At 72.8% G+C, this 25,845-nt stretch carries 23 protein-coding genes; 8 read left to right on the plus strand and 15 right to left on the minus strand.

Annotated features, from left to right (window positions below; all coding sequences use genetic code 11):
• From CIB93_RS17690 to CIB93_RS17720, 7 genes are all read right to left on the minus strand, one after another.
• The coding region (locus CIB93_RS17690; RefSeq protein WP_096627894.1) for a DUF4931 domain-containing protein at nt 1–715 on the minus strand (715 nt) is incomplete at its 3' end.
• Between the two features lie 142 nt (nt 716–857).
• Nucleotides 858–1,568: a LuxR C-terminal-related transcriptional regulator gene (locus tag CIB93_RS17695; protein WP_096627895.1), complete on the minus strand. Its 711-nt coding sequence runs from the start codon at nt 1,566–1,568 to the stop codon at nt 858–860.
• 271 nt (nt 1,569–1,839) lie between these two features.
• Nucleotides 1,840–3,795 (minus strand): PQQ-binding-like beta-propeller repeat protein, encoded by a 1,956-nt coding sequence (locus tag CIB93_RS17700; RefSeq protein WP_096627897.1) that lies wholly within the window; start codon nt 3,793–3,795, stop codon nt 1,840–1,842.
• Between the two features lie 101 nt (nt 3,796–3,896).
• Nucleotides 3,897–5,801, minus strand: coding sequence for a PQQ-binding-like beta-propeller repeat protein (locus CIB93_RS17705; RefSeq protein ID WP_096627898.1), 1,905 nt, complete (start codon nt 5,799–5,801; stop codon nt 3,897–3,899).
• Nucleotides 5,802–6,035: 234 nt separating this feature from the next.
• Nucleotides 6,036–7,544, minus strand: coding sequence for a PQQ-like beta-propeller repeat protein (locus CIB93_RS17710; protein WP_257002236.1), 1,509 nt, complete (start codon nt 7,542–7,544; stop codon nt 6,036–6,038).
• A gap of 144 nt (nt 7,545–7,688) precedes the next feature.
• Nucleotides 7,689–9,332, minus strand: a complete 1,644-nt coding sequence (locus tag CIB93_RS17715) for a PQQ-binding-like beta-propeller repeat protein (RefSeq protein ID WP_096627901.1) — start codon at nt 9,330–9,332, stop codon at nt 7,689–7,691.
• 118 nt (nt 9,333–9,450) lie between these two features.
• Nucleotides 9,451–11,271, minus strand: a complete 1,821-nt coding sequence (locus tag CIB93_RS17720) for an ABC-F family ATP-binding cassette domain-containing protein (RefSeq protein WP_096627903.1) — start codon at nt 11,269–11,271, stop codon at nt 9,451–9,453.
• A 138-nt stretch (nt 11,272–11,409) separates the two neighbouring features.
• Between CIB93_RS17720 and CIB93_RS17725 the strand changes: the two genes are divergently transcribed.
• On the plus strand, nt 11,410–11,661 hold the full coding sequence (locus tag CIB93_RS17725) for a type II toxin-antitoxin system Phd/YefM family antitoxin (RefSeq protein WP_006125193.1): 252 nt from the start codon (nt 11,410–11,412) through the stop codon (nt 11,659–11,661).
• On the plus strand, nt 11,658–11,918 hold the full coding sequence (locus CIB93_RS17730) for a Txe/YoeB family addiction module toxin (RefSeq protein WP_096627904.1): 261 nt from the start codon (nt 11,658–11,660) through the stop codon (nt 11,916–11,918). The genes CIB93_RS17725 and CIB93_RS17730 overlap by 4 nt, the downstream gene beginning before the upstream one ends.
• On the opposite strand, the gene CIB93_RS17735 is transcribed toward CIB93_RS17730, so the two are convergent.
• The 6 genes from CIB93_RS17735 to CIB93_RS17760 form a co-directional block, all read right to left on the minus strand.
• A complete protein-coding gene (locus CIB93_RS17735) occupies nt 11,906–13,240 on the minus strand; it encodes an acyltransferase (RefSeq protein ID WP_096627906.1) in 1,335 nt (444 codons plus the stop codon). The two genes, CIB93_RS17730 and CIB93_RS17735, sit on opposite strands and share 13 nt — an antisense overlap.
• A gap of 92 nt (nt 13,241–13,332) precedes the next feature.
• Entirely contained in the window at nt 13,333–14,226 is an 894-nt protein-coding gene (locus tag CIB93_RS17740) for a 4-(cytidine 5'-diphospho)-2-C-methyl-D-erythritol kinase (RefSeq protein WP_096627907.1), read from the minus strand.
• On the minus strand, nt 14,223–15,113 hold the full coding sequence (gene rsmA, locus CIB93_RS17745) for a 16S rRNA (adenine(1518)-N(6)/adenine(1519)-N(6))-dimethyltransferase RsmA (RefSeq protein ID WP_096627909.1): 891 nt from the start codon (nt 15,111–15,113) through the stop codon (nt 14,223–14,225). The genes CIB93_RS17740 and rsmA overlap by 4 nt, the downstream gene beginning before the upstream one ends.
• Nucleotides 15,110–16,351 (minus strand): resuscitation-promoting factor, encoded by a 1,242-nt coding sequence (locus tag CIB93_RS39435; protein ID WP_179500151.1) that lies wholly within the window; start codon nt 16,349–16,351, stop codon nt 15,110–15,112. Before CIB93_RS39435 ends, rsmA begins: the two co-directional genes overlap by 4 nt.
• A 330-nt stretch (nt 16,352–16,681) precedes the next feature.
• Nucleotides 16,682–17,548 (minus strand): TatD family hydrolase, encoded by an 867-nt coding sequence (locus tag CIB93_RS17755; protein ID WP_096627912.1) that lies wholly within the window; start codon nt 17,546–17,548, stop codon nt 16,682–16,684.
• 63 nt (nt 17,549–17,611) lie between these two features.
• Nucleotides 17,612–17,971: a hypothetical protein gene (locus CIB93_RS17760; RefSeq protein ID WP_096627913.1), complete on the minus strand. Its 360-nt coding sequence runs from the start codon at nt 17,969–17,971 to the stop codon at nt 17,612–17,614.
• 452 nt (nt 17,972–18,423) lie between these two features.
• On the opposite strand from CIB93_RS17760, the gene CIB93_RS37960 reads away from it, so the two are divergent.
• Genes CIB93_RS37960 through CIB93_RS17785 form a run of 5 tightly spaced genes read left to right on the plus strand, consistent with a single transcriptional unit; the run spans nt 18,424 to nt 22,378 of the window.
• A complete protein-coding gene (locus CIB93_RS37960; protein ID WP_096627915.1) occupies nt 18,424–18,600 on the plus strand; it encodes a hypothetical protein in 177 nt (58 codons plus the stop codon).
• A 10-nt stretch (nt 18,601–18,610) separates the two neighbouring features.
• Complete coding sequence (locus tag CIB93_RS17770; protein WP_096627916.1) at nt 18,611–19,312, plus strand: hypothetical protein; 702 nt, start codon at nt 18,611–18,613, stop codon at nt 19,310–19,312.
• Nucleotides 19,309–20,388 carry a hypothetical protein gene (locus CIB93_RS17775; RefSeq protein WP_096627918.1) on the plus strand — a complete coding sequence of 360 codons (1,080 nt, stop codon included), beginning with the start codon at nt 19,309–19,311 and terminating at the stop codon, nt 20,386–20,388. Before CIB93_RS17770 ends, CIB93_RS17775 begins: the two co-directional genes overlap by 4 nt.
• Nucleotides 20,385–21,317: a hypothetical protein gene (locus CIB93_RS17780; RefSeq protein ID WP_096627919.1), complete on the plus strand. Its 933-nt coding sequence runs from the start codon at nt 20,385–20,387 to the stop codon at nt 21,315–21,317. The genes CIB93_RS17775 and CIB93_RS17780 overlap by 4 nt, the downstream gene beginning before the upstream one ends.
• Nucleotides 21,314–22,378, plus strand: coding sequence for a serine hydrolase (locus tag CIB93_RS17785; RefSeq protein ID WP_096627921.1), 1,065 nt, complete (start codon nt 21,314–21,316; stop codon nt 22,376–22,378). The genes CIB93_RS17780 and CIB93_RS17785 overlap by 4 nt, the downstream gene beginning before the upstream one ends.
• A 16-nt stretch (nt 22,379–22,394) precedes the next feature.
• Here CIB93_RS17785 and rsmI read toward each other — a convergent pair whose 3' ends face one another.
• Complete coding sequence (rsmI, locus tag CIB93_RS17790; protein WP_218839787.1) at nt 22,395–23,276, minus strand: 16S rRNA (cytidine(1402)-2'-O)-methyltransferase; 882 nt, start codon at nt 23,274–23,276, stop codon at nt 22,395–22,397.
• A 53-nt stretch (nt 23,277–23,329) separates the two neighbouring features.
• Here rsmI and CIB93_RS17795 point away from each other — a divergent pair, with 53 nt between their 5' ends.
• Nucleotides 23,330–25,096 carry a dolichyl-phosphate-mannose--protein mannosyltransferase gene (locus CIB93_RS17795; protein ID WP_096627924.1) on the plus strand — a complete coding sequence of 589 codons (1,767 nt, stop codon included), beginning with the start codon at nt 23,330–23,332 and terminating at the stop codon, nt 25,094–25,096.
• An 87-nt stretch (nt 25,097–25,183) separates the two neighbouring features.
• Here CIB93_RS17795 and CIB93_RS17800 read toward each other — a convergent pair whose 3' ends face one another.
• Nucleotides 25,184–25,603 carry a hypothetical protein gene (locus tag CIB93_RS17800; protein ID WP_179500153.1) on the minus strand — a complete coding sequence of 140 codons (420 nt, stop codon included), beginning with the start codon at nt 25,601–25,603 and terminating at the stop codon, nt 25,184–25,186.
• Between the last annotated feature and the right edge of the window lie 242 nt (nt 25,604–25,845).

The raw sequence follows: 25,845 nt of genomic DNA on the forward strand, positions 1-25,845 counted from the left end.
GGAGGTGGACCTCGTAGGGCCAGTGCGCCGCGTACGGGACGTGGGCGATCCAGTGGTCGGTGGCGAGGACGACGCGGCTGCCGTCCTTCTCCTCGCGGGCGACCACGTCGTCGAAGAGGTTGCGGCCGGCCCCCTCGCGGTGGCGGGCGGCCGAGCGGAGCATCAGCTCGGTGCGCGGGGTGACGAAGGGGTAGCCGTAGATCTGGCCGTGCGGGTGGCCGAGGGTGACGCCGATCTCGGCGCCCCGGTTCTCGAAGCAGAAGACCTGGGTGACCTGGTCGAGGGCGCCCAGCTCGGCGGTGCGGTCGGTCCAGGCGGCGAGGACGAGGGCGGCCTGTTCCTCGGTGAGGTCGGCGAAGGACGCGTCGTGGTCGGAGGTGAAGCAGACGACCTCGCAGCGGCCGGAGTCCCCGGCGAGGGAGGGGAAGCGATTCTCGAAGACGGCGACGTCGTAGTGGCTGTCGGGGATCTCGCTGAGCCGCCCGTCCCGGGTGGGGCAGAGCGGGCAGGCGTCGGCGGGCGGGTGGTAGGTGCGGGCCTGCCGGTGCGAGGCGACGGCGACGGAGTCCCCGAGCAGCGGGTCGCGGCGGATCTCGGACGAGGTCGAGACGGCGTCGAGGGGGCGGCGGTCGACGGCGTCGCGGACGATGCCGTCGGCGGAGTCGTAGTAGATCAGCTCACGGCCGTCGGCGAGCGTCGTAACCGTCTTCTTCACCAGGGTCCTCCACCCACTCCCCCAACCAACATAAGCGCACACAACAAATCACAAGCAAACACCACGGTCAATGGTCCGGCGCTCCACGGAGGTCGCGCTCCCGCTCGGCGGGGCGCGACGGTCCCGGTCAGGGGTGCCTACGTCACCCGTCCCGCCCTGGGGCGCACGGCCCCTGCGGTGCGTAGCCGTTGCCCGCCGCCCGCTCCAGCAGGCCCGTACGGGCCGCGAGGGCGGCCGCCTCCAGCCGGGAGCCGACCCCCAGCTTCATCAGGACCCGCTGGACATGGGTGCGAGCGGTGCTCGGGGCGATGTCCATCCCGGCCGCGATCAGCCGGGTGTCCTCGCCATCGGCGACCCGGACCAGGACCTCCGCCTCGCGCGGGGTGAGCATCCGCAGCAGCCGCCGCCCCTCGTCGTCGGGCTGCTCCGCGGGGTTGAGCAGCTCGGCGAAGGCACCCCGCAGCAGTTGGGGGGCGATGGCGCTCTCCCCCGACCGCGCCTTGAGCATGGCGCGCTCCACGCCCTCGATGCGCTCGTCGTGCCGGACGTACCCGGCGGCCCCGGCGGCGAACGCGGCGGCGATGCCGCGCGGGCTGGGCACCGGCCCGAGGACCACCACCGCCACCTGCGGGCGCTCCTGGCCGATCCGCGCGATCGGGTCGAAGACGCCCGGGGCGGCGGGCGTGGCCGTACCGAAGAGGCAGACCTCCGGAGCCCGGCTGACCACCAGCTCCGCCGCCCCGGACGTGGGAGCGGCGGCGGCGATCACCCGGTGCCCGCGCAGTTTCAGCGCCGAGGCGAGTGCCTCGGCGAGCAGTCGGTGATCGTCGACCACCATGAGCCGCACGCCCATCGATCAAGCCCCCAAGTGCCCTTTTACGCCCCGGTCGGCGGCCCCCCGGCCTCCTGACCCGGCAAGCTACACGCTTGTTCGGCGCTGCGCGGCCCTTACCGGGGAGAAGCCCCCCAGAATGCCGAATTCTGCTCTATTCGGGGCCCGTTGACCGACTTCCGGCGATCACCACGAGGGCGGAAAACGATCGGCCCCGCCGGTCGATGATCGACCGGCGGGGCCCTGATCGGTGCGCCGCGCCCTCAGGAACGGCCGCGGGAGGGACGGGGTATCACTCCGCTCGGAAGGCGAGCACGAGGTAGAGCTTCCGGTCGAGGTCGCTGCCGCTGCGCTCGCTGATGAGCATCCTGGACTTGAAGAGCCGGCCCTGGGAGTAGAGGACCTCGGAGTGGTCGGTGGTGAACCGGCTCTCCGCGGACCGGACCGCCTCGTCGCTCGGGTTCTCCATCAGCAGCGTCTCCTTGAAGGTCTCGCCGTCGATGGAGACGATCTGGCCGCCCTTGTCGTACGGGGGCTCCTTGTACGCGATGATGTTGGTGCCGTCCATCCGGAGCGGGACCAGGGTGTAGCGGTCACCGGCGTCCGCACGGCCGCCCAGCAGCTTGCCGGTCTTCAGGTCGAAGGCGACGATCTCGTTGGTCTTGCCGTACTCCCCGGTGCCGTCGTGCTCCTCGGTCGGCAGGTAGAGCCTGTTGTTGCCGACGGCCATGTGCTGGCAGCTCTCGACGTCGGTGGCGCCGCAGCGCGCCGCGTACAGGTCCGCGTCGGCGGAGATGCGCACGATCAGCTTGCCGGTCGCCGCGTCGATCGAGAAGAAGTCGGAGATGCTGCTGCCGTCACCGGCGGTGTCGCCGACGTCGGCCGCGACCACCAGCGGCTTGGTGGAGACGATGGACGCGTAGTCGACGCCCTCGGGCATCTGGTACGAGGACAGCGGCGCACCGGTCGTCGGGTTCAGCGCCTGGATGGTGAGCTGCGGGCTGTCGTACGAGCCGCACTTGCGGACCACGGCGAGGGCCTCGCCGCCCGCGTAACCGGTGTCGTAGCAGCCGTCCGCGCCGACCTTCGGCTTCCAGAGCTCGGCGCCGTTGTCCAGCTTGAAGGCCGCGCCGCCACGGGTGCCGGCCGCGGCGACGGTGGTCCCGCTGATCGTCACCTCCTCGAAGCGGATCTCCTTGTCACCGCCGGTGGCGGCCGTGATGCCCTTGCTCCACAGCAGCTTGCCGGTGTTCAGGTCGATGACACCGACCTGGTTGCAGGAGGGGTACTTGTTCTCCTTGGTGGCTTTGGACTCCTCGAAGACGATGGCCGTCTTGTAGTCCTTGCTCATGTGCCGGGACGCGGCGCAGACCTCGCCCGCCAGCGGCAGGGTCCAGAGCTTGGTCCCCTTGTCCGCGTCGTAGGCGGTGACCTCGCTGACGCCGCTCTTGACGTACGCCTTGTCGGTGAGCCAGGAGCCCTTGACCGAGGTGACCTCGGTGACCTTCGGCTCGGGGACCTGGAAGGCGACCTTGGCCTTGGTGTTGGCGGGCGCCTTCTCGTCACCGCCCGCCAGGCCGCCGCCCTCGCCGCCCTTGCCTTCGCCGCCCTTGCCCTCACTGCCGGACGAGGAGGCCTGGTTGTTGCCGCCGTCCTTGTCGTCGCCGCCGGTGTTGGCGTAGATGAGGCCCGCGCCGATGATCAGCACCACGGCGACGGCCGCGGCGAGGATGATCTGCATCTGGGTGCTGAACTTCTTGCCGCCACCGCCGCTGCCGTCACCCGCGCCGGGCTGCGGGGCGCCGTACATGGGCTGGGTCGGGTAGCCGTAGCCCTGCTGCGGCATCCCGGGATGACCGGGCTGACCAGGATGGCCGGGCTGGCCGGGCTGGCCTCCAAGGCCTTGCGGGTAGCCGTAGCCGGGCTGCGGGGGCTGAGGCTCCTGCGGGTAGCCGTAGCCGTTGGGCTGCGGTGCGGGCGGGGTGGGGTAGCCGCCCTGCGGAGGCGGCTGCGGGGTGCCGTAGCCCCCGGCGGGCGCGGCCGGCGGCTGCTGCGGCTGCTTGGCGTACGGGTCCGCGGGCGGCGGGGTCGGCTCGCCGAACCCTCCGGGCGGCGGGTCCTGCGGCGCACCGAAACCACCGGCGGGCGGACCTGCGGGCGGCGCCGGGGGCGTGTTCGGCTGAGGCGGCTGGTTCGGTGTGTTCGAAGGCTCGTTGGGTGGCTGGGGCGGCTGGGGCGGCTGCGTCATGGCGTGCGTACCTCGGGAGAACAGGAGAAGCGGAAGGCGAGTGGAGTGGGGGCGTCCGGCCCTGAGGGGGGCCGGACGCGTTCAGATGCCGTTGCGGGCCGTCACTTGCTGAACACCAGCAGCGTCGTCTGCTCCAGCTCTTCCTTGTCGTTGCCGGCGCTCACGCGCTCGCTGAAGATGAAGGAGCGGCCGCCCTCGTAGGCGACCTTGGACGAGAAGAAACCGTTCTCGATCCGACCGGTCGACGTGGGGTGCTGAAGCAGCGTCTTGGGCTTGCCGCCGGTCGCCGCGAGCGTCACGACCGCCCCGCTCGCGTCGTACTTCGGCCGCATGTAGAGCACCAGCTCGCCGCCCTCCATGCGGAGCGGCTTCAGGACGCGCCCGGCCGGGGCCGGAGCCTCCCACTTGGGCTTGCCGGTGTTCAGGTCGAAGGCGATGACCTTGTTCGTCCGGGCGGACCCGCTGCCTTCGTCCTTCGTCGCCATGTAGAGGGTGTTGGCGTCGGCGGCGATGCCGCTGCACCCTTCGAGCTTCTTGCCGAAGACCGCGAAGCCGCTCCCGCAGTCGGCGGTGAGGGTGTCGCCCTTGGCGGGCGAGAGCTGGGAGCGGAGCTTGCCGCTGTCGGTGAGCGCGGCGATGGCCCACTGCTTCTTCTTGTCGTGGTCGAGCCTGACGACGAGCGGGTCGACCGAGTAGACCTTGCTGATCTCCCAGCCGCGCGGCGGCTGGTACGTCCACTTGGGCTTGCCGTTGGCCGGGGTCAGCTCCTGGACCTGCTGCTGCGGGTTCTTGACGTCGTCGGTGCGGCAGTTGACCGCGGCGATGAGCTTCGGCCCGCCGGCGAACGCGTAGGGCTTGCAGTTGCCTTCGGGGGTGCCGAAGAGCTCCTTGCCGTCGCTGACGCGGTAGGCGTTGGAGTTGCCGGTGCGCCCGACGGCGACGGTGTCCCCGCTGATCGCCAGACCGATGTCCGAGAGGAAGTCCCAGGTGCCGTTCTTCTTGATCTCCTTCTTCCAGCCGGCCTTGCCGGTGTTGAGGTCGATCATCTGGAGAAGCGAGCAGTTGGCCTTGTCCGTGGTGCCGTCCTTCACCCCGATGACGATCTTGCCGTCGGTGGTGGGCGCGTTCGGCGTCGCGCACACATCGGCGGGGAGCGGGAGGGTCCACTTCTGCTTGCCGTCGGCGACGGAGTAGGCGGAGACCCCCCGGTACATGGCCTTGACGATCAGGTCGCCGGTGAACCAGGGGCCGTGGACGGAGGAGCCGTTGCGCGGCAGGTCGATGTCGTTCTTCTGGAGCCAGGCGACCTTGGCCTCGCCCGGCTTGCGCCCGGCGTTGAGGTCGTCGTTCGCCTCCCGGCCGTCGCCGCTGCCGTCGCCCTCGTCGACCGTCGGGGACTCGCTGGGGGCCTTGGGGTCGGCGGGCCCGGTGCTCTGGCCCGCGACGGGCTTCTTGTCGTCGTCGCTGCCGCTCACCACGAACCAGACGCCCGCCCCGGCGGCCAGGACCACGGCGAGCGCCGCCGCGACCACGATGCCGGTCTTCCCCTTGAGGAAACCGCCGCCGGAGCCCGGACCGCCGGGAACGGGGGCGCCGGGGTACTGCTGCTGCGGGTAGCCGTAGCCGGGCTGCGTCGGCTGGCCGTACGGACCGGGGGCCTGCTGGCCGTACGGTCCGGGGGCTTCCTGGCCGTAGGGGCCGGGCTGCTGGCCGTACGGGCCCGGGGCCTGCTGGCCGTACGGTCCGGGCCCCTGGCCGGGCTGCTGCGGGTAGCCGTAACCGGGCTGGCCGCCCGGAGGCGTCTGCGGATAGCCGTACGCCGGGGGTGCGCCAGGGGGCGGGGTCTGCGGCGGCCCGGCCGGGGGCTGCGGGGCTCCGGCCGGAGGCTGCGGCGGCTGAGCGGGCGGCAGGTCCTGGGGCGGTGGCGGCTGAGGAGTCCCCTGCGGCTGCTCCTGCGGAGCCCCGAAGCCTCCCTGCGGCGGTTGCTGGCTGGGCGGCTGGCTCATCAGCGCGTCCCCCTTCGTGCGGTCCGGTGGTCGATTCGGTCTCCCCCGCGATTCCGAGAGGGTCAATTCCCCTCGGAAAGGAGCGAATCGGTCATGGATTCCGCAGTGTTACGACAGTCGAGCGGGGCTTCTTTCTACCACCCGCCCGCCATCGAACACCGGATCGGTCCACCCCCTGTTCCCAAGGGAGAACCGCGTCGTGATGCCCTCGTTACGCCCCGCCCGGGGTGACGGTCAGTCACCGAAGCCGAGCATCACCACCTGCTCCTGTTCCTGCTCGTCATCGGCCCGGCTGAGGAGTGGCTGGACGAGCACGGCCCGCCCGCCGGAGTAGGCGACCAGCGGCGGGGAGAAGGTGCGCTCGACCGTGCTCGCGGCGACCGGGTGCCGCAGCACCGGCTCCAGGTCCCCGCCGCCCGACGGGAGCGCGAGGATGCCGCCGCCCTTGCCCGTGCCCTCCTCCTTGGCCCGGGCCGGGCTCACGTACATCAGCAGCCTGCCGTCCTCGACCCGCAGGGGCATCAGGATCTGGCGGGCGGGGGCCTCGACCTTCCACTTCTGCTTGCCGGTCTCCAGGGCGAAGGCGGCGACGGCGTTGGAGATGTCACCGCCGTCCGCGACGGCTTCGGTGGCGATGTAGAACGTGTCGTCATCGGCGGCGACGCCCTGGCAGGCGTCGAGATTCCGACCGCGGTCCGCCTCTTGGAACCCGCAGGTCGGGGCGTAGTTGTCGGCTGCGGGGCCGCTCAGCGCGCTGCGGCGGGTGCCGTCGTCGCCGAGAATCAGGATGCCCCACTTCTCCCTCCCCTGCCGCAGGGAGACCACCGGCGGGTCCACGGAGTAGAACTGGTCGACCTTCCAGCCCTTCTTGACCTTGTACGACCACTGGATGCGGCCGGTGGCCGGGTCGATGCGCCGCACGTGCTGCACGGCGTGGTCGTTGGGCCCCTCCTCCTGGCAGCTGGTGGCGGCGAGCGGCACGGGGCCGCTGGCGAAGCCGAACGGCTGGCAGTTCCCGGGCAGTTCGTCCCACAGGTGCTTGCCGTCGCTGATCCGGAAGGCGTCGGTACGGCCGACGCGCCCGACGGTCAGGACATCGCCGTTGACGGCCATGTTGACCTTCGAGAGTCCGTCCCAGACGCCGATCCGCTGGAACCGGGCGCTCCAGCCCGCCTTGCCCGTCGCCAGGTCGACCATCTGGAGCCTGTCGCAGGTCGCGCCCTCCGAGGTGTCGCTTTGGAGCGCGAGGACGATCTTCCCGTCCGTGGTCGGCAGGGTGGGTGCGGCGCAGACGCTGGTGGCCAGGGGCAGGCTCCACTCCTCCGTCCCGTCCGCCACCGCATGGCCCGCCACCGTGCGGTACGCGGCCCTGGTCACGAGGTCCCCGGCGAACCACGGGCCGTACACCTCGGTCCCCCCGCCGGGCAGGTCCACTTCGTTCTTCTGGACGAAGAGAACCCGGCTGTCGCCCGGCTCGCGCTGCGCGTTGAGGTCGTCCGCTGTGGGGGCCCGGGTCACCGACCGTTCACCCGGGGGGCCCGACTCCCCGGGAGCGGCGGTCTCCTTCGCGGTGGTCTCCTTCGCGACGGGCTTCTTGTCGTCGGTGGAGCCACCGTCGCCCGCGGCGAACCAGACACCGGCCCCGACGACCAGCACCCCGGCGAGCACAGCGGCGACGAGCGCGGCGACCCGCCCCCGGGAGCGTCCCCCGGACCCGGACCCGGGCGCCTGGGGCATCGGCATCGTGGGGTCTCCGTAGACCCCCGGCTGCGGCTCATACGGGGCGCCGAACCCGCCTCGCCCTCCAGGGCTGCCCTGCGGCGGCTGCGACATCGGGTGTGGCCCTCTCGTTCTCACGTACGGTCGTTCTGCGGCTTGGGGCGACGATCAGTCACCGAAGGCGATCATGGTCTTCAGCTCCATCTCCTCCTTGTCGGAGGGCCCGGTGACGTAGCCGTGCATGAGGAGGGAGCGTCCGTCGGCGTAGTGGACCAGGGGGTCGTAGAAGGTGCGCTCGGCCGCCGCGGCGGACGCCGGGTGCCGCAGCACCGGCTGGAGGGGTCCGCCCTGCGGCCCGAGCGCCATGATGCCGCCGCCCGCACCCTTCACCCCGGCCGCGGGCGGGCTCAGGTACATCAGCACCTTGCCGCCCTCGACGCGCAACGGCAGCAGGGTCTGCGCGGCGGGCGCGTCGACCTTCCACTTCCGCTTGCCGGTGGTCCTGTCGAAGGCGACGACGGCGTTGGTCTTGTCGTCGCTGTCCTCCGGGGCCTTCGTGGCGAGGTAGAACGTGCTCGCGTCGGCCGCCGCCCCGATGCAGTGGTCCAGGTTCCCGCCCTCGTTGCGCAGGTCGTCGGCGCACCGGACGCCGTAGTCCTCGTTGCCCGCCTGGGGCTGGGCACGGTAGGTGCCGTCGCTGTCGAGCAGGACGACCGCCCACTCCGACTCCGCCCCGGACTTGCGCACGGAGACGACCGGCGGGTCCACGGAGTAGAACTGGTCGACCTTCCAGCCCTTCTTGACCTTGTACGTCCACACGGTCCGGCCGGTGGCCGGGTCGATGCGCCGCACCTCCTCCTCGGCCGGGTCGATCGGCTCCTTGCGGCAGTCGACTGCGGCGAGCGGGACGGCACCGCTGGTGAGGCCGTACGGCTGGCAGCTGCCGCCGGGGAGCTTGCCCCACAGGTGCTTGCCGTCGCTGATCCGGTAGGCGTCGGTGAGGCTGGTCCGCCCCACGGTCACGACGTCTCCGTTGATGGCCATGACGACGTCGGAGAGCGCGTCCTGGGTTTCCGAGCGGTCGTACGAAGCGGTCCAGCCTGCCTTTCCGGTGGCCAGATCGATCATCTGGAGTCTGTTGCAGAACGCCTCGTCCGTGGTGTCCGACATGAGTCCGATGACGATCTTCCCGTCGGCGGTCGGCCGTGTGGGTGCCGCGCAGACGTCGGAGGGCAGGCGCAGGCTCCACTCCTGCGCGCCGTCGGCCAGTGAATAGGCGGACGCGGTGCGGTACATGGCCTTGGCCACGGTGTCGCCGACGACCCAGGGCCCGAGGGCGGAGTCGCCGCCCTCGGGCAGGTCCACGCCGTTCTTCTGGATCCAGCGGACGGGGGCCTCGCCCTCTTTGCGGCCCTTGTTGAGCTCCGCGGCTCCGGGGTCGGGCGTCGCCTTCCGGCTCGGCGGGGTGTCCGACTGCTTCGGGGCGCCGCTCTCCGTGCCCTTGGCAACGGGCTTCCTGTCGTCGGCGTCGTCACCGCCGCCCACGACGAACCAGACACCGGCCCCGACGACCAGCACCCCGGCGAGCACCGCGGCGACGATCCCCGCGGCCCGGCCCCGGGACGGGCGGCCGGGTCCACCGGGTCCGCCGGACAGCAGGGGGGCCGGCTGCGTCGGCGGCTGCGGATAGCCGTACGGGCCGGGAGGCGGCGGCCCGTGCTGCGCCGGGTCTCCGTACACACCCGGCTGTGGTTCGTACGGGGCGCCGAAGCCGCCCTGCTCGCCCGGGCTGCCCTGCGGCGGCTGCGACATCGGTGTGGTCCCCCTCGAACATACGGTCCAGTCTCTGCTGTCCCGTTTCTACCACCCGGCCCACGAGCACCTGACACCCCACCAGCGCTGCTGGCCCCACCGACCCCAGCAGTGCCGGTCAGGCGTTCTCGGCCAGCTCCAGCCAGCGCATCTCCAGCTCGTCGCGCTCGGTGACGAGTTCGCGCAGTTCGGCGTCGAGCCCCGCGACCTTCTCGAAGTCGGTGGCGTTGTCCGCGATCTGCTTGTGCAGCGCGGTCTCCCGGGTGGAGAGCTTGTCGAGCTGCCGCTCGACCTTCTGCAGCTCCTTCTTCGCGGCCCGGGCCTCCTGCGCGGAGACGGCCGGGGCGGCCGCGGGGGCGGCGGACGTACGGGGGGCGGCAGCGGCGGAGGGGGTGGACTCCTCCTCCATCTTCTGCCTGCGCTCCAGGTACTCGTCGATTCCTCGCGGCAGCATCCGCAGGGCGCGGTCGCCGAGGAGGGCCATGACCCGGTCGGTGGTGCGCTCGATGAAGAACCGGTCGTGGGAGATCACGATCATCGACCCGGGCCAGCCGTCGAGGAGGTCCTCCAGCTGGGTCAGGGTCTCGATGTCGAGGTCGTTGGTGGGCTCGTCGAGGAAGAGGACGTTGGGCTCGTCCATCAGCAGCCGCAGGATCTGGAGGCGGCGGCGCTCACCGCCGGAGAGGTCGCCGACGGGCGTCCACTGCTTCTCCTTGGTGAAGCCGAACTGCTCGCAGAGCTGCCCCGCGGTCATCTCGCGGCCCTTGCCGAGGTCGACCCGGTCGCGCACCTGCTGGACGGCCTCCAGGACGCGGAGGTTCGGGTTCAGCTCGTGGACCTCCTGGGAGAGGTAGGCGAGCCTGACGGTCTTGCCGACGACGATCTTCCCGGCGGCGGGCTGCTCGTCGCCCTGGGTGCGGGCGGCCTCGGCCAGGGCGCGCAGCAGGGAGGTCTTGCCCGCGCCGTTGACGCCGACCAGGCCGACGCGGTCGCCGGGGCCGAGCTGCCAGGTGAGGTGGGTGAGCAGGGTCTTGGGCCCGGCCTGGACGGTCACGTCCTCCAGGTCGAACACGGTCTTGCCGAGGCGGGCGTTGGCGAACTTCATCAGCTCGCTGGTGTCGCGCGGGGGCGGCACGTCGGCGATGAGCTCGTTGGCGGCCTCGATGCGGTAGCGCGGCTTGGAGGTACGGGCGGGGGCGCCGCGGCGCAGCCAGGCCAGCTCCTTGCGCATGAGGTTCTGCCGCTTGGACTCCTCGGTGGCCGCGATGCGTTCGCGCTCGGCGCGGGCGAAGACGTAGTCGCTGTAACCGCCCTCGTACTCGTGGACGGTGCCGCGCTGGACGTCCCACATGCGGGTGCAGACCTGGTCCAGGAACCACCGGTCGTGGGTGACGCAGACGAGGGCCGAGCGGCGGGCGCGCAGATGTCTGGCCAGCCAGGAGATGCCCTCGACGTCGAGGTGGTTGGTGGGCTCGTCGAGGACGATCAGGTCCTGCTCGTCGATGAGGAGCTTGGCCAGGGCGATACGGCGGCGCTCGCCACCGGAGAGCGGGGCGATGACGGTGTCGAGCCCGTGCTCGAAGCCGGGCAGGGCGAGCCCGCCGAAGAGCCCGGTGAGCACGTCGCGGATCTTGGCGCTGCCCGCCCACTCGTGGTCGGCCAGATCGCCGATGACCTCCTGGCGGATGGTCTTCTTCGGGTCCAGGGAGTCGTGCTGGGTGAGGACGCCGAGGCGCAGTCCGCCGTTGTGGGTGACGCGGCCGGTGTCCGCCTCCTCCAGCTTGGCGAGCATCCGGATGAGAGTCGTCTTGCCGTCGCCGTTGCGGCCCACGACACCGATCCGGTCGCCCTCGGACACCCCGAGGGATACACCGTCGAGCAGGGCACGGGTGCCGTACACCTTGCTGACCTGCTCGACATTGACCAGATTGACGGCCATTTCACTCCTGTCCGGGGGGATCGATCGACCTTCCCAGGGTACGGCGCGGCGGAAGGTGCGAGGCGTGCGGTCTCACCAGCGGGCATGTGCAGTACAGTTTTCTGTACGTACAGGATGACGTACAGATGGAGGCGCAGTATGAGGACCATGACCTACACGGAGTCGAGGGCGAAGTACGCCGAGACCCTGAGCGCAGTCGTGGACGACCGTGAAGAGGTCGTGGTCACGCGCGCCGGCCACGAGCCCGTGGTGATAGTGGCGCTCGACGAGTACGAGTCCCTCAAGGAGACCGCGTACCAGCTCCGGAGCCCGGAGAACGCCCGTCGGCTGCTGGCTTCGATCGACCGTCTGGAAAGCGGCGGCGGCACGGTACAGGAGCTCGCGGAGTGAAGTTCGTGTGGGATCAGTCGTCGTGGGACGACTACGTCTGGTGGCAGAGCCAGGACCGCAAGATCCTCAAGAGGATCAACACACTGCTCCAGGACATCGCCCGGAACGGAAACGAAGGAATGGGCAAGCCGGAACCTCTGAAGCACGGCTTTCACGGGTACTGGTCCCGCCGCATCACCGACGAGCACCGGCTCATCTACAAGGTGGTCGACGACGAGGTCCGCATCGCCGCCTGCCGCTACCACTACGGCCGCTGACCCCTGCCCGGCCCCCGCCCCGCCCGCTCCACCAGCAGCCAGCCGCACAGGGTCATCGCGACGGCCCCCGGGGCGCTGACCGGGATCGCGATCAGCAGGGCCGTGCGGCCCTCCAGCAGGCCGCCGAAGCCGACCATGGACAGGCCCAGCACGCCGAGCAGGCAGAGTGTCGCGCCCAGGGCCGCGAGGGGACCGTGGCCTGCGGCGGGGGCGGTGGGGACCGGGCGCTCGAAGGTGCGGAAGGCGGCCACGAGACCGGCGGTGAGGGCCGCGGCGAGCGCGATCCGCAGGGGGGCCTGGGCCCACCAGGCGGCCGACGCGGGCTCGGGCAGCGGGGCGTCGAGGGCGAGCATCGCCCCGTACACCCCGAACATCGCCGTGAGGTGCCAGAGGAACGCGGTCATCGCCACCCCGTTGGCGGCCACCACCGTGCGCCAGGCCCGGGGGCGCTCCAGCAGGCGGGCGGCCGGGGCGCGGAGCAGTTCGACCGCGCCGACGAGCCAGAGGCCGTGGCAGAGCAGGGCGAGGGTGGGCGGGGCCATGTTGCTGACCTTCTCGCCGGGCATCCCGACCATGGACAGCGGGTACGGGCCGAACGCCACCAGCGCGGCGGCGGTGACCAGACCGCCACCGGCGAGCAGGGCGGGGCGGCGGAGGCGGAGGTGACCGTCGGCGCGCAGGAACCCGAGCTGGTGCACCGCCAGCCAGACGAACGCGAAGTTGAGGAACTCCACGTACGGGACTCCCGCCGCGAAGCGGAGGGCGTCCACAGCGGCGGCCGCCCCCGCCAGTGCGGCGAAGGCCCCCCAGCCGTACCGCTCGTGCAGCCTCAGCAGCGGCGGGGTGAACGCGACCATCGCCAGGTAGATCCCGATGAACCACAGCGGCTGGGTCACCATCCGCAGGGTGACGCCGCTCAGCCCGCCGCCCCCGCCGAGGAGCTGGACCAGCAGCGCCGCCGCGCCCCACACGAGGACGAAGACCATGGTGGGGCGCAGCAGCCGCTGGAGCCGGGCCCGCAGGAACGCCGAGTAGACGGAGTCCGTCGAGCCGCCGGGGCGCTTGCGGAGCAGGGAGCGGTAGGACAGCGCGTGCGAGAAGCCGCCGACGAAGAAGAACACCGGCATGACCTGGAGCAGCCAGGTCAGCGGCTGGAGCGCCGGAACGACCGCCAGCAGGTTGCCCACCCCGTCCGGGGTGACGGCTGCCATCAGCCAGTGGCCGAGGACGACCGCGGCGAGCGAGGCGACCCTCAGCAGGTCGACGTAGCGGTCCCGGGTGGCGGGCGTCGCCCCGGCCAGTTCACGAACACTTGATCCCATGGGGGTACGGTCGCGTGCGCGGGCCGGGGTGCGGCAGCGTCCTCGTACTCACTTGCTCGGTGAGTACGAGGGGCAGGAAGGTCCGAGGGGCGTCAGATCACGTGCGCGCCCGGCGCGGGCGACACCGCCACCCGTGCGCTGCGGCAGGTCCCGGACGTCAGCAGCGCGTCGGCCACCTTGAGGGCCACCGACTCGTCCTCGACCAGGAACGCCGTCGTCGGGCCCGAGCCGGAGACCAGGGCGGCCAGGGCCCCGGCCGCCGTGCCCGCCGCCAGGGTGTCCGCGAGGGAGGGGCGCAGGGAGAGCGCGGCGGGCTGGAGGTCGTTGCCCAGGGCGGCCGCGAGTGCGCCGGAGTCGCCCGAGCGCAGGGCGGCGAGCAGGGCGGGGGACGCGGTCGGCTCGGGGACCTCGGTGTCCGCCGTGAGGCGGTCGAACTCGCCGTACACCGCGGGCGTGGAGAGGCCGCCGTCCGCCATCGCGAAGACCCAGTGGAAGGTGCCCCCCACCTCGATCGGGGTCAGCTTCTCGCCGCGTCCGGTGCCGAGCGCGGCCCCGCCGACCAGGCTGAACGGCACGTCGCTGCCCAGGTCCGCGCAGATCGCGAGGAGTTCGTCGCGGCTCGCGCCGGTCCCCCACAGGGCGTCGCACGCGACCAGGGCGGCCGCCCCGTCGGCGCTGCCGCCCGCCATGCCGCCCGCGACCGGGATGTCCTTGGCGATGTTGAGGTGGACGGCGGGTTCGATGCCGTACCGCTCGGCCAGCGCGAGGGCGGCCCGGGCGGCGAGGTTGGTGGTGTCCAGCGGGACCTGGGCGGCGTCCGGGCCGGAGCAGGTGATGCGCAGTTCGTCGGCGGGGGTGGCGGTGACCTCGTCGTACAGGCCCACGGCGAGGAAGACGTTGGCCAGGTCGTGGAAGCCGTCGGGGCGGGCGGCGCCCACGGCGAGCTGGACGTTGACCTTGGCGGGGACACGGACGGTGACGCTCACTTGTCGCCCCCGGAAAGCTCGGACGCCTCCGGCTTGTTCTCCGCGATCGCCGCGAACTCCTCGACGGTCAGCGCCTCACCGCGCGCCTGCGGGGAGACCCCGGCGGCGACGAGCGCGGCCTCGGCGGCGGGCGCGGAGCCCGCCCAGCCGGACAGGGCCGCGCGCAGCGTCTTGCGGCGCTGGGCGAAGGCGGCGTCCACGACCGCGAAGACCTCGGCGCGGGACGCGGTGGTGGCGATGGGCTCGGTGCGCCGGACGAGCGAGACGAGGCCGGAGTCGACGTTCGGGGCGGGCCAGAACACGTTGCGGCCGATGGCCCCGGCGCGCTTGACGTCCGCGTACCAGTTGGCCTTCACCGACGGCACGCCGTAGACCTTGTTGCCGGGGCGGGCGGCGAGGCGGTCGGCGACCTCGGACTGGACCATGACGAGGGTGCGTTCGATGCTGGGGAAGCGCTCCAGGATGGTGAGCAGGACCGGCACGGCCACGTTGTACGGGAGGTTCGCCACCAGTGCGGTGGGCGCCGGGCCCGGCAGCTCGGTGACCAGCATCGCGTCCGAGTGGACGAGGGCGAAGCGGTCGGCGCGCTCCGGCATCCGGGCGTTCACCGTGGCGGGCAGGGCGGCCGCGAGGACGTCGTCGATCTCGACCGCGATCACCCGGTCCGCCGCCTCCAGCAGCGCCAGGGTCAGCGAGCCGAGCCCGGGGCCGACCTCGACGACGACGTCGTCCGGGCGGACCCCCGCCGTGCGCACGATGCGGCGGACGGTGTTGGCGTCGATGACGAAGTTCTGACCGCGCTGCTTGGTGGGGCGTACGCCCAGCTTCGCGGCCAGGTCGCGGATGTCTGCGGGGCCCAGGAGGGCGTCGGGCTCTGTGCTGCTCACCCGGTAAGCCTACGGCCGCAGTGCGGCCACGGACTCGCCCCCCGCTGTACGTACAGCTTCTTCGCCCGGTACGTCTGCTCGGCGGCGGGCGCGTCCTGGGGGCGTCCGCTGCCGCCGAGGGACTGCCAGGTCCGGGTGTCGAACTGGTACAGCCCCCCGTAGGTGCCGCTCGGGTCGACCGCCCCCGGCCGCCCGCCCGACTCGCAGGCGGCCAGCGCGCCCCAGTTCAGCCCGTCCGCCCCGGCGACCGAGTCGGGCCGCTGCCGGGTGCCGGTGCGGACGACGCGGCTGACCGGCCGGCGGACCAGCTCCTCGGCGGTCCTGCGGGGCTTCTGGCGGACCCCGTTGACGGTGCGGACGGTGTACGTGACCCGGCGCACCCCGTTGCGGCCCGCCCGCTCCACGACCTCGACGCCCCGGAACAGCTCGGGGTCCTCGCTGCGTTCGACGGCGTACGGGACCGTCTCCTCGCGCACCTCGCGGGTGTCGGTGATCCGCATGACGGAGATCGTCTGGCCGTCGCGCGGGAAGCTCGCGGGGTCCACGGAGGTGGTGTCCTGGCCGTGCAGCGTGATGCCCGCCTCGGCGACGGCCTCGCGGACGCTGGCCGCGTTGGTGCGCAGGGTGCGTTCCTGGCCGTCGGCCATGAAGGTCACGGTGCGTTCGGTGCGGACGGTGAGGGTCAGGCCGGTGCGGCCGATCGGTGCGGAGCGGGCGGTGGAGAGGTACGCCCCCTCCACGCGGACCCCGAATTCGCGCAGGGCCCCGGCCACGGTTCCGGCGGTCGTCCACGCCTGGTGGCGGACGCCGTCGAGGGTGAGGGTGATCGGCCGCCCGTAGCGGACGACGACCTCGTCGCCGTGGTCGAGGGCCGTGCCGGGGGCCGGGAAGACGGCGTCGTGCGCGCCGACGGTGACGCCCTCGTCCGCCAGGAGCTCGGTGACGTCGTCGGCGAAGGTGTGCAGGGTCCGGGGTGTGCCGTCGACGCTGAGGCGGACCGCCTTGTCGTTGGCGACGAACGCGGTGGTGCCGCCCGCCAGGAACGCGACGACGAGGGCCCGGGGGAGAAGGCGCCGCAGACTCTCGGGGTTCGCGACGAGCGTCCGGCGCCGCTTGGCCGCCCGCCGGGACCCGGACCCGGCCCCGGCGCGCGAGGGCGGCTGGCGCGGGACGGAGGGGGGCGGGGCCGGGAGGAGGGTGCCGGGGAGCGGGAAACCGGTGAGCGGGGTGTCCACCATGGTCGGGTCGTGCACCGCCCCGGCGGCCCAGGTCCCCTCGACGACGGTCAGCCGCTCGTGGAACCCGTCCGGCGCGGGCGGGGCGTACGGGGCCGGGGCGGGCGGCGGCGCGAGTGCCGTGCGCCCCCTCCGTCCGCCGCGCGCTGCCCGGTGACTGCCCTGTGAAGTGCTCACGCCGCTCCCGAAGTTCCACCCGCCGACCCCCCCAGGGCCACAGGGCCGCGCGGCCCTGGTGCGCCCGGGACGATAGCGGAGACATAGTGACTCTCCAAAGCGATACGGCTACTCAGGGTCGCCGTGTCGGGCGCGCCGGGAAGATCTCCGGGGCCCTCAGAAGTCGAACGCGCGTGCCGTGTTGTCGTAGATCGCGGCGGCCAGCGCGTCCTCGTCCAGCCCCTTCACCTCGGCCATGGCGCGCAGCGTGACCGGAATGAGGTAAGGCGCGTTGGGCCGTCCGCGGTACGGGGCGGGGGTGAGGAAGGGCGCGTCCGTCTCGACGAGGACCAGCTCGGCGGGGGCGACGGCGAGCGCGTCGCGCAGCGGCTGGGCGTTCTTGAAGGTCACGTTGCCCGCGAAGGACATGAAGTATCCGGCGCTCGCGCAGATCCGGGCCATGTCGGCGTCACCGGAGTAGCAGTGGAACACGGTCCGCTCGGGCGCGCCCGCGTCCGCCAGCACCCGCAGGACGTCCGCGTGCGCGTCGCGGTCGTGGATGACCAGCGCCTTGCCGTACCGCTTGGCGATCTCGATGTGGGCGCGGAACGACTCCTCCTGGGCGGCGACGCCCTCGGGACCCGTACGGAAGAAGTCCAGACCGGTCTCGCCGACCCCGCGCACGTGGTCGAGGGCGGCCAGCGCGTCGATCTCCGCGAGCGCCTCGTCCAGCGCCGCCTTGCCGCCGGGCTCCCGGGCGCCCTGCCGCGCGGTGCCCTCGACGTCCCCGTGGACGATGCGCGGGGCCTCGTTGGGGTGCAGGGCGACCGAGGCGTGGACGGCGGCGTGGGCGGCCGCGGTCTCGGCGGCCCAACGGGAGCCCGCCACGTCACAGCCCACCTGGACCACCGCCGTGACGTTCACCGCGGCGGCCCGGGCGAGGGCCTCCTCGACGGTGGCGTCCTGCATGTCCAGATGGGTGTGGGAGTCGGCGACCGGAACCCGCAGGGGCTCGGGCAGCGGCGGGGCTTCGGTACGGCTCATGCCGACGATCGTACGAGGGCCCGGCCCCCGTACGTCATCGGCGTCCGGCGCACCAGGGGGATGTCACCTGCGGTGGAACGGATGGAGGAGGTCCGACAGCCGCCAGTGGCGCTCCGGGGCGGCGGCGACGGACACCGCCCGGTCCTCCGCCTCGCGCGGCGCGGACTGCTTGCGCAGGAGCTCCTGGACACCGGCGACCCGCCCCGCCCGCATGATGCGCACCACGTGTCCGCCGCAGTTGGTGCAGGTGGGCGTGGAGAGCGGGGACGGCACACGCTCGCCGTCGGCCGTGTAGACGACGAAGTCGTGGCCGTGGACGTCCGTGTGGTGCTGTATCTCGTAGGACTGCTCCCAGCCGTATCCGCACCTCATGCAGGCGAAGGCGTACGCCTCATGGACGGTGGTCGCTGCGATCTCGCTCATACCCGCTCCTCCTGGCCGCCGGTCACGCGCTCCGGGGACGGCCGACCCGCCCGAGGGGTTCGAACAGGTGGCCCGTCCCTTCCAGTGGACACCTGGACGCGGATGGACGCACCAGCTCAGGGCCGATATTGGTGCGTTCTTGGCCTCCTTTTGCCGCCCTTTGCCCCCGCATGGCGCGGGAGAGATGCACGGCAGGACAGACCGTGACCACCGGGTCACCGAGCGCCCCCGTTCGCGCCGGGAGCCGGGCGTGAACGCGCCCGCGCACGACCCCCGTACCCACTCCTCCCCCTCCCCGAATTTCCGGCCTTTTATGCCGACCCCACCCCAGGAATTCATCATTCAATTGAATGCGTAATTTCCACGGATGTCGCAGCCCGATTTGCGGCACCCCCATTCCTGCTTTTCACTCATTACGTCCACCCCATTTCCCACAGGACGGGGAACAACCCATGTACACGACGGACACCACTGCCACTGACATCGAGCTCGATCTCGACGCGGCCCTCAACCCGGGCGAGGCCGAGGGGCTGTACCGGGACTCGCGCGAATGCGCGTACCTCGCGCTCCTCGCGGGCGGCGGCGCTCTGCTGCTCTCGCCCCCGACCCCGCGCCCGAAGAAGGGCTAGTCGTCGCCACATGGACCAGACACATGCCTCGTCCCCGCTGGCGGGCGCCGTGCATGACCTGGCAACGGAGGTGGTCCTCGCTCTGCGGAGCGGGGACCACCTCGCCACGGTGTGCGGCGCGGCGGGAATCGACGAGGAGAACCGGACCGGAATCGCCGCCGTGCGGGTCATCGGGGCCGACCTGCTGCTGCCCAGTGTTCTCCACGGACGTCATCCGCATCCGGGCGACGTCGCCGTGCTCGACCGGGCGGTACGGGAGTTCCCGCCCAAGCCCGACGCTCCGGCCGCCACGGCCTGGAGCCACTGGCACATGATCTCCACGCTCCAGCGGATCGCGCCCCCGTCCCCGGGCGCCCCCGGTGCGTACGAGGAGCCCGACGCCGCCTGGCTGGAGGAGGCCCCCTGGCAGGCGTTCACCCACCAGCTGTCCGTCCTGGCCCCGCTCGCCGTCCCGGCCTCCCCCTCAGCCGTCCAGCGGGCCGCGGCGAACCGTGCCGTCGACCTGTCGCGCGGCTTCGTCCGCGCGGTCCGGCGGCGCGACTGGCTCCAGGCGGCGGGCGCGGGCCGCTGGCTGGCGGCCGTCGGCGGCGAGCCGGCGACGCTGGGCCTGGAGCGCGGCCTGGACTTCGTCGAGCTGATGGGCGGCCACGACCCCCGCGTCACCCTCCAGGTGCGGGCCGCCCGGCTGATGGCCGAGGCGAGAGCACGATGACGGCGACCGCGACACAGGGCCCCCGGGGGCGCCCGGACCCCCGAAGCCGCTCGGGCCGGCCTCCCGGGGACCACGCCTCACCCGGCACCTCCCCCTCCACCGGCGCCGCGCTCGCCGTCCTGCCCCGCGTCCTGAGCCGGGCCCTCGCCTGGACCGACGCCCACCGGAGCCACTTCACGCTCCCCGACGACGTCCTGGAACCCCACACCCAGGTCAACGCCACCCTCAAACCCCTCGGTGAACTGGCCCAGCTCGGCTCCACGATCCGCCGCGCCACCGCCCCGGGCACCCCGGAACACGAGCTGGCCGGGGACCTCGTCACGTACGCCTGGCAGCAGGTCGCGCGAGGCGACCTCCTCCTGGAGCTGCTGCGCGCCGAGCCGTTCGCCGCGTACCCGTACGAGATCTACGCCGCCTTCGCCGGGTACGGGCTGCGCCACGAAGGCTTCGAGGCGCTCGCCCGCCCGCTCACCGCGACGCGCGCCTGGGCCCACACCGAGCAGCACGCCAACCGGCAGCTCGGCCTGGTCAACTCCGAGCGGCGGGTGGGGGTGGTGACCCATACGGACGCCGGCGGGGTCCTGTCCCGGACCTGGCTGGGCGGTCTCTCCGAACCGTGGATGTTCGAGGGCCCGTCCGGCTACGCGCTGACCCACACCGTCTTCCACCTCACCGACTGGGGCCGGATGCCGGACCGCGTGCCGGAGAGGATCGACGGCTATCTGCGGACCTGGCTGCCCGCATGGGCCGACGGCTGTCTGGAGAGCGGGCAGTGGGATCTGACCGGCGAGCTGCTGGCGGTGGCGGCCTCCCTGCCGGGGCCACCGCCGACGGCCCTGCTGGACGCGGTCTGGCCGGTGCTCGCCGACGTGCAGCACACGAGCGGCTGCGTCCCGGAGACGGGCGTACCGGTGCGCGAGGACGCGCCACCGGACCCGTACCCCTTCATCGACTGCTACCACTCCACGCTCGTCACGGCCTTCGCGGCGGCCCTGTCCCTGAGGTCGCTGCGGTCGCCGGGGCCGACGCGGCAGACGGACGAGGCCGGGCCCGGCCGGGAAAGGCACACCCCATGAGCAGCAGCGGCATCCAGCAGATCCACGACGTCGGGGCGAAGGCCCTGGGCTGGCTGTACGAGCACCGGGAAGGGTTCCGGCTGGAGGCCGACCCGGCCCCGGAGGCGGGGATGCTGGACCGGTTCAAGCCGCTGGGCGAGCTCGCGCTGATCGGCAAGGTCATCTTCCGCGAGGGCGTGGCGGGCTCCCAGCAGTCCGCGCTCGCCCACAAGCTGCTGGACCACGCCTGGCACGAGCTGCTGGGCTCCGGGGCGCGGCTGCTGGAGGGCCAGCGGCGCGAACCGCTCTCGCCGGTGCCGCTGGAGGTCTACGTACCGTTCCGGGAGCTCGGCTACCGGCAGCCCGACCTGGAGTCCGCGATCCGGCTCAACCACGGGCTGGCCAGCTGGGCGGCGCTGGAGGTGCTGCCGGTGCGGAGGCTCGGCCTGAGCGCGATCGAGCGGCGGTTCGGGGTGGAGCCGAGCGTCCCGGAGACGGCGGCGCTGGCCCGCACCTGGCTGGCGCGGCGGCCCGAGCCGTGGACGGTCGAGGGCCACATCGGCTACGACATCACGCACACGGTCTTCCACCTCACGGACTGGGGCGAGAAGCCCGCGGGCCTTCCCGCCGACATCGCCGACTACCTGGGGCTGTGGCTGCCCACCTGGCTGGACGACTGGCTGGACCTGAAACGCTGGGACCTGCTGGGCGAGCTGCTGGTGGTCGACGCCTGCCTGCCCTCCCCGACGCTGGACCCGGCGGCCTGGCAGGGGTTCGCGCAGGCCCAGCGGCCGGACGGGGCGATGCCGGTGGTGGGCGGGATGCCGGAGGGCGACGAGGAGACGGTGTTCGACCTCGTCTACCACCCGACGCTGGTCGCCGCGTTCGCCTCGGCGCTCGCGATGTCCCGCGCCCTGTCCGGCCTCAGCGCCGAACCGGCCCCGGCATGACGGACGCGACGAACATGACCGCGGTCCGCGTGGACGCCCCCGGCACCTCGGCCACCGCCCGCCTCCTCGCCGAGGCGGCCGACCGGATCGACGCCCCGGACGTGGTGCTCGCGATGAGCCGTGGCGGAGACCGTACGGTCCACACGGGCGGCAGCGCGGCGCCGGGCCCGGTCCCCCGGGAGCTGCTGACCTACGAGCTGGGCTCGGCGTCCAAGCCGTACGCGGGGCTGCTGCTGGCCCGGCTGGTCGCCCAGGGCCGGGTGCGGTACGAGGACCGGGCGGCGGACCTGCTGGCGCCGGGCCTCCCGGTGCACCCGGCGGTGCGCCGGATCACGCTGCGCCATCTGCTCACCCACACCTCGGGGCTGCCGGGCCTGCCCGCCGACTTCTACCCGCAGGCGGTGCCCCGCTGGTCGACCGGCCCGTACGGCGGCTATCCGGCCGACCGGGTGGTCCGGGCCTTCCTGCGGGCCCGTCCGCGCCGGCGCCCCGGCACCCGCTGGCGCTACTCGAACTTCGCCGTCTCGGTCCTCGGCCACACCCTGGCCGCGGCCACCGGCACCCCGTGGGAGGTCCTGCTGCACCAGCAGGTGCTGGCCCCGCTGGGGCTGGACGCGACCCGGGTGCGCCCGGGGCCGGACGGCACGGACGCGGTCGGCCGCCGCCGCGACGGGACGCCGGTGCCCGCGCTGGACACGGGCGGCTTCACGGCGGCGGGCGCGGTGCGGGCGACCCCGCTGGACCTGCTGACGTTCCTGGAGGCGCACGTGGGCGGGCCCGAGCCCCGGGACCCGGCGCTGAGCGCCGCGCTCACCGAGGTGACCCGCCCGCTGCTGCGGCGCGGCCTGCGGCACGCGCACACCCACACCCTCACGTGGTTCCAGCACCCGTCCCCGTACGGTCGGGTGCTCTTCCACGCGGGGGCGACGCTGGGCCAGCAGGCGTTCCTGGGCTTCCGCCCGGACTCGGGGCTCGCGGTGGCGGCGACGGCGACGCGGCGGGTGCACCGGGGGGACACGTTCGTGGCGACGGCGTACGGGCTGCTGACGGAAACGCCGTGAGCACCGCCGGCACGTACTAAGGCTTCTGCGGGGCCTTCTCCGCGTTCTTGGCGGCCACCACCGCGTCGAACACCTCCCGCTTGGGCAGCCCCGCTGCGGCGGCGACGGCGGCGATGGCCTCCTTGCGCCGCTCCCCCGCCTCCTCGCGCACGCGCACGCGCCGCACGAGCTCCTCCGCGTCCAGCCCCTCGTCGCCGGAGTCGGAGGCGCCTTCGACGACGACGGTGATCTCCCCGCGCACCCCGTCGGCCGCCCACACGGCCAGCTCTCCCAGCGGTCCGCGCTTGACCTCCTCGTACGTCTTTGTCAGCTCCCGGCACACGGCGGCGCGCCGTTCGGCGCCGAAGACCTCGGCCATCGCGGCGAGGGTGTCGTCCAGCCGGTGGGGGGCCTCGAAGAAGACCATCGTGCGCCGCTCGTCGGCGTTCTCGCGGAGCTTGGAGAGCCGCTCACCGGCCTTGCGCGGCAGAAACCCCTCGAAGCAGAACCGGTCCACGGGCAGCCCGGAGAGCGCGAGCGCGGTGAGCACTGCGGACGGTCCCGGCACGGCGGTGACGCGGATGTCCTTCTCCACGGCGGCGGCGACGAGCCGGTAGCCGGGGTCGGAGACGGACGGCATGCCCGCGTCCGTGACGAGGAGCACGCGCGCACCCCCCGTCAGGGCCTCCACCAGCTCCGGCGTACGGGCGGACTCGTTGCCCTCGAAGTAGGAGACGACACGCCCCGAGGTGTGGATGCCGAGCGCCTGGGTGAGCCGGCGCAGCCGCCGGGTGTCCTCGGCGGCGACGATGTCGGCCCGCTCCAGTTCGGCGGCCAGGCGGGGCGGGGCGTCCGCCACATCACCGATGGGGGTCCCTGCGAGCACGAGCGTTCCAGTCGTTCCAGTCACATCAGCCATCCTCGCAGCACGGGCAGCGCCCTTCGCACAGATGCGTTCCCTACGATGGCGCGGTGACGAGTACCGCACCCGAGACCCAGCGGGGCCAAGACGCCGGGAACCCGCTCGGCGAGCAGCCGACCTCCTGGCAACGGCGGCTGCGCCGTTTCGGCCATGTTCCCCGGGCGGAGACCTCCCTCCGCGACCGTCTGGACCCGCCGTACACCCGGCCGGGACGGCAGATGTGGTCGGTACTCGCGGTCCCGCCGCATATCGCCGACCGGCTGGTGCGTTGGTCCGCCTGGGGCGGCCCGCTGCTGGTGACGCTGGTCGCGGGCCTGCTGCGGTTCTGGAAGCTGGACCAGCCGCACGCGGTGATATTCGACGAGACGTACTACGCGAAGGACGCGTGGGCGCTGGTCAACCAGGGGTACGAGGGTTCCTGGCCCAAGGACGTCGACAAGCTGATCCTGAAGGACCCCTCGTCCGTCCCGGTCCCGACCGACCCGGGCTATGTGGTGCACCCGCCGGTCGGGAAGTGGATCATCGGGTTCGGTGAACAGCTGTTCGGCTTCACGCCGTTCGGCTGGCGGTTCATGGTGGCGGTGCTGGGCACGGTCTCCGTCCTCCTCCTCTGCCGGATCGGCCGCCGCCTGTTCCGCTCGACGTTCCTGGGCTGTCTGGCGGGGCTGCTGCTCGCGGTGGACGGGCTGCACTTCGTGATGAGCCGGACCGCGCTGCTCGACCTGATCGTCATGTTCTTCGTACTGGCCGCGTTCGGATGCCTGGTGGTCGACCGGGACCGTGCCCGCCGCCGACTGGCCGACGGGCTGCCGGTGGACGAGGAGGGGGTGCTGCGCCCGGACGCCAGGGTCGCGGAGACCCTGCGCCTGGGGTGGCGGCCGTGGCGTCTCGCGGCGGGCGTGCTGCTGGGCCTGGCCTTCGCCACGAAGTGGAACGGCCTCTACGTCCTGGCCGCGTTCGGCCTGATGACGGTTCTGTGGGACGTCGGCGCACGGCGCACGGCGGGCGCGGTGCGCCCGTACCAGGCGGTGCTGCGCCGGGATCTGGTGCCCGCCTTCGTCTCCACGGTGCCGGTGGCGATCGTGACGTACGTCGTCTCGTGGACCGGCTGGATCGTCACGGACAAGGGCTACTACCGCAACTGGGCGGCCACCGAGGGCAAGGACTCCGCCTGGAGCTGGCTGCCGGACTGGCTGCGCAGCCTGTGGCACTACGAGACCCAGGTGTACGACTTCCACGTCGGCCTGACCTCGGGCCACACGTACGACTCGAACCCCTGGAGCTGGCTGGTCCTCGGCCGCCCCGTCTCGTACTTCTACGAGGAGCAGGCGGGCTGCAAGGAGTCGGCGACCGGCAAGTGCGCCGCCGAGGTCCTCGCCATCGGCACCCCGCTGCTGTGGTGGGCGGCGTGCTTCGCCCTGGCGTACGTGGTGTGGCGCTGGTTCTTCCGCCGCGACTGGCGGGCGGGCGCGATCGCCTGCGGGGTGGCGGCGGGCTGGCTGCCCTGGTTCTTCTACCAGGAGCGGACGATCTTCCTCTTCTACGCGGTGGTCTTCGTGCCGTTCCTCTGTCTGGCCGTGACGATGATGATCGGCGCGATGCTGGGCCCGGCTGCGGGCACGGGGGCCAGAGCCGAACTGGGCCTGACCACCCACGACCCGACCGGTGAACGCCGCCGCACGCTGGGGGCGATCGCGGCGGGCGTGCTGGTGCTGCTGATCATCTGGAACTTCATCTACTTCTGGCCGCTGTACACGGGGACCTCGATCCCGGAGGACCTGTGGCGGGACCGGATGTGGCTGGACACCTGGGTGTAGCCGGAACCGGCGGGCCCGGCACCTGATGGTGCCGGGCCCGCCGGCACGTCGCCGGGTCGGTCATCGCCCGGGGCCCCTCCGTCCGGGTCACTCCGGGCTGCCACGCCCCGCCGTACGTCGCTGCCGCACCAGGAAGACCGCCGCCACGGCAGAAATGACCAGGAAGAACAGGGCGGCTCCGCCCGACAGCGCCGCCAGCACCACCGCCCCGCCGCCCCCGACGTCCGCTTCACGGGCGACTGTCCGAGGATCGTCCGCCTGGTACCGGACGACCAGTCGGGCCCCGGCCGACTGCTTACCGCCGCCGCTGCCCACCGGCAGGTCGGCGATGACCGTCCGCCCGTCGGCCTCGAACTCGACCCGGCACTGGCCCGCCATGCACGAACCGGCGGTGTGCAGCGTCGCCTGAGCCCGCTCGCCGCCCTGGAGGGAACGCAGGTGCTGGGCCGCCGGAACCATGACCAGTCCCGACAGCGCGCCCAGCAGCAGGCCGAGCACCAGCGACATCACGAGGGACGCACGCGGCCCCAACGTCTCTCCGCCCGGCGTCTGCTTGTGCGCGTCGGCGGTTCCCGCGTTCGTCGTACCGTTCGGACCCCTCGGCATCCGCTGCCTCCCGATTCGTCGGCGGTGCACCACGCCCTGCGCGGGCCGTGCCCCGCGTACCCCGTACCCCGCACCCGAGATGAGCAGCGTATGCGCACAGGGGTGGAGGCCGCCGGGGCGGCGGCGTGCCAGTCCAGGTGGCG

Origin of the sequence: Streptomyces sp. WZ.A104 (assembly GCF_002382885.1) — a bacterium.
In the GTDB taxonomy this organism is placed as follows: domain Bacteria; phylum Actinomycetota; class Actinomycetes; order Streptomycetales; family Streptomycetaceae; genus Streptomyces.

Excerpts from the sequence above, each read along its gene's own strand:
- rsmI (WP_218839787.1), bottom strand. The coding sequence starts at position 23,276 with ATGGCTGATGTGACTGGAACGACTGGAACGCTCGTGCTCGCAGGGACC.
- CIB93_RS17700 (WP_096627897.1), bottom strand. The coding sequence starts at position 3,795 with ATGACGCAGCCGCCCCAGCCGCCCCAGCCACCCAACGAGCCTTCGAAC.
- CIB93_RS17760 (WP_096627913.1), bottom strand. The coding sequence starts at position 17,971 with ATGAGCGAGATCGCAGCGACCACCGTCCATGAGGCGTACGCCTTCGCC.
- CIB93_RS17785 (WP_096627921.1), top strand. The coding sequence starts at position 21,314 with ATGACGGACGCGACGAACATGACCGCGGTCCGCGTGGACGCCCCCGGC.
- CIB93_RS17695 (WP_096627895.1), bottom strand. The coding sequence starts at position 1,568 with ATGGGCGTGCGGCTCATGGTGGTCGACGATCACCGACTGCTCGCCGAG.
- CIB93_RS17780 (WP_096627919.1), top strand. The coding sequence starts at position 20,385 with ATGAGCAGCAGCGGCATCCAGCAGATCCACGACGTCGGGGCGAAGGCC.
- CIB93_RS17735 (WP_096627906.1), bottom strand. The coding sequence starts at position 13,240 with ATGGGATCAAGTGTTCGTGAACTGGCCGGGGCGACGCCCGCCACCCGG.
- CIB93_RS17720 (WP_096627903.1), bottom strand. The coding sequence starts at position 11,271 with ATGGCCGTCAATCTGGTCAATGTCGAGCAGGTCAGCAAGGTGTACGGC.
- CIB93_RS17775 (WP_096627918.1), top strand. The coding sequence starts at position 19,309 with ATGACGGCGACCGCGACACAGGGCCCCCGGGGGCGCCCGGACCCCCGA.
- CIB93_RS17770 (WP_096627916.1), top strand. The coding sequence starts at position 18,611 with ATGGACCAGACACATGCCTCGTCCCCGCTGGCGGGCGCCGTGCATGAC.
- CIB93_RS37960 (WP_096627915.1), top strand. The coding sequence starts at position 18,424 with ATGTACACGACGGACACCACTGCCACTGACATCGAGCTCGATCTCGAC.
- CIB93_RS39435 (WP_179500151.1), bottom strand. The coding sequence starts at position 16,351 with ATGGTGGACACCCCGCTCACCGGTTTCCCGCTCCCCGGCACCCTCCTC.
- CIB93_RS17710 (WP_257002236.1), bottom strand. The coding sequence starts at position 7,544 with ATGCCGATGCCCCAGGCGCCCGGGTCCGGGTCCGGGGGACGCTCCCGG.
- CIB93_RS17755 (WP_096627912.1), bottom strand. The coding sequence starts at position 17,548 with ATGAGCCGTACCGAAGCCCCGCCGCTGCCCGAGCCCCTGCGGGTTCCG.
- CIB93_RS17715 (WP_096627901.1), bottom strand. The coding sequence starts at position 9,332 with ATGTCGCAGCCGCCGCAGGGCAGCCCGGGCGAGCAGGGCGGCTTCGGC.
- CIB93_RS17725 (WP_006125193.1), top strand. The coding sequence starts at position 11,410 with ATGAGGACCATGACCTACACGGAGTCGAGGGCGAAGTACGCCGAGACC.
- CIB93_RS17800 (WP_179500153.1), bottom strand. The coding sequence starts at position 25,603 with ATGTCGCTGGTGCTCGGCCTGCTGCTGGGCGCGCTGTCGGGACTGGTC.
- CIB93_RS17705 (WP_096627898.1), bottom strand. The coding sequence starts at position 5,801 with ATGAGCCAGCCGCCCAGCCAGCAACCGCCGCAGGGAGGCTTCGGGGCT.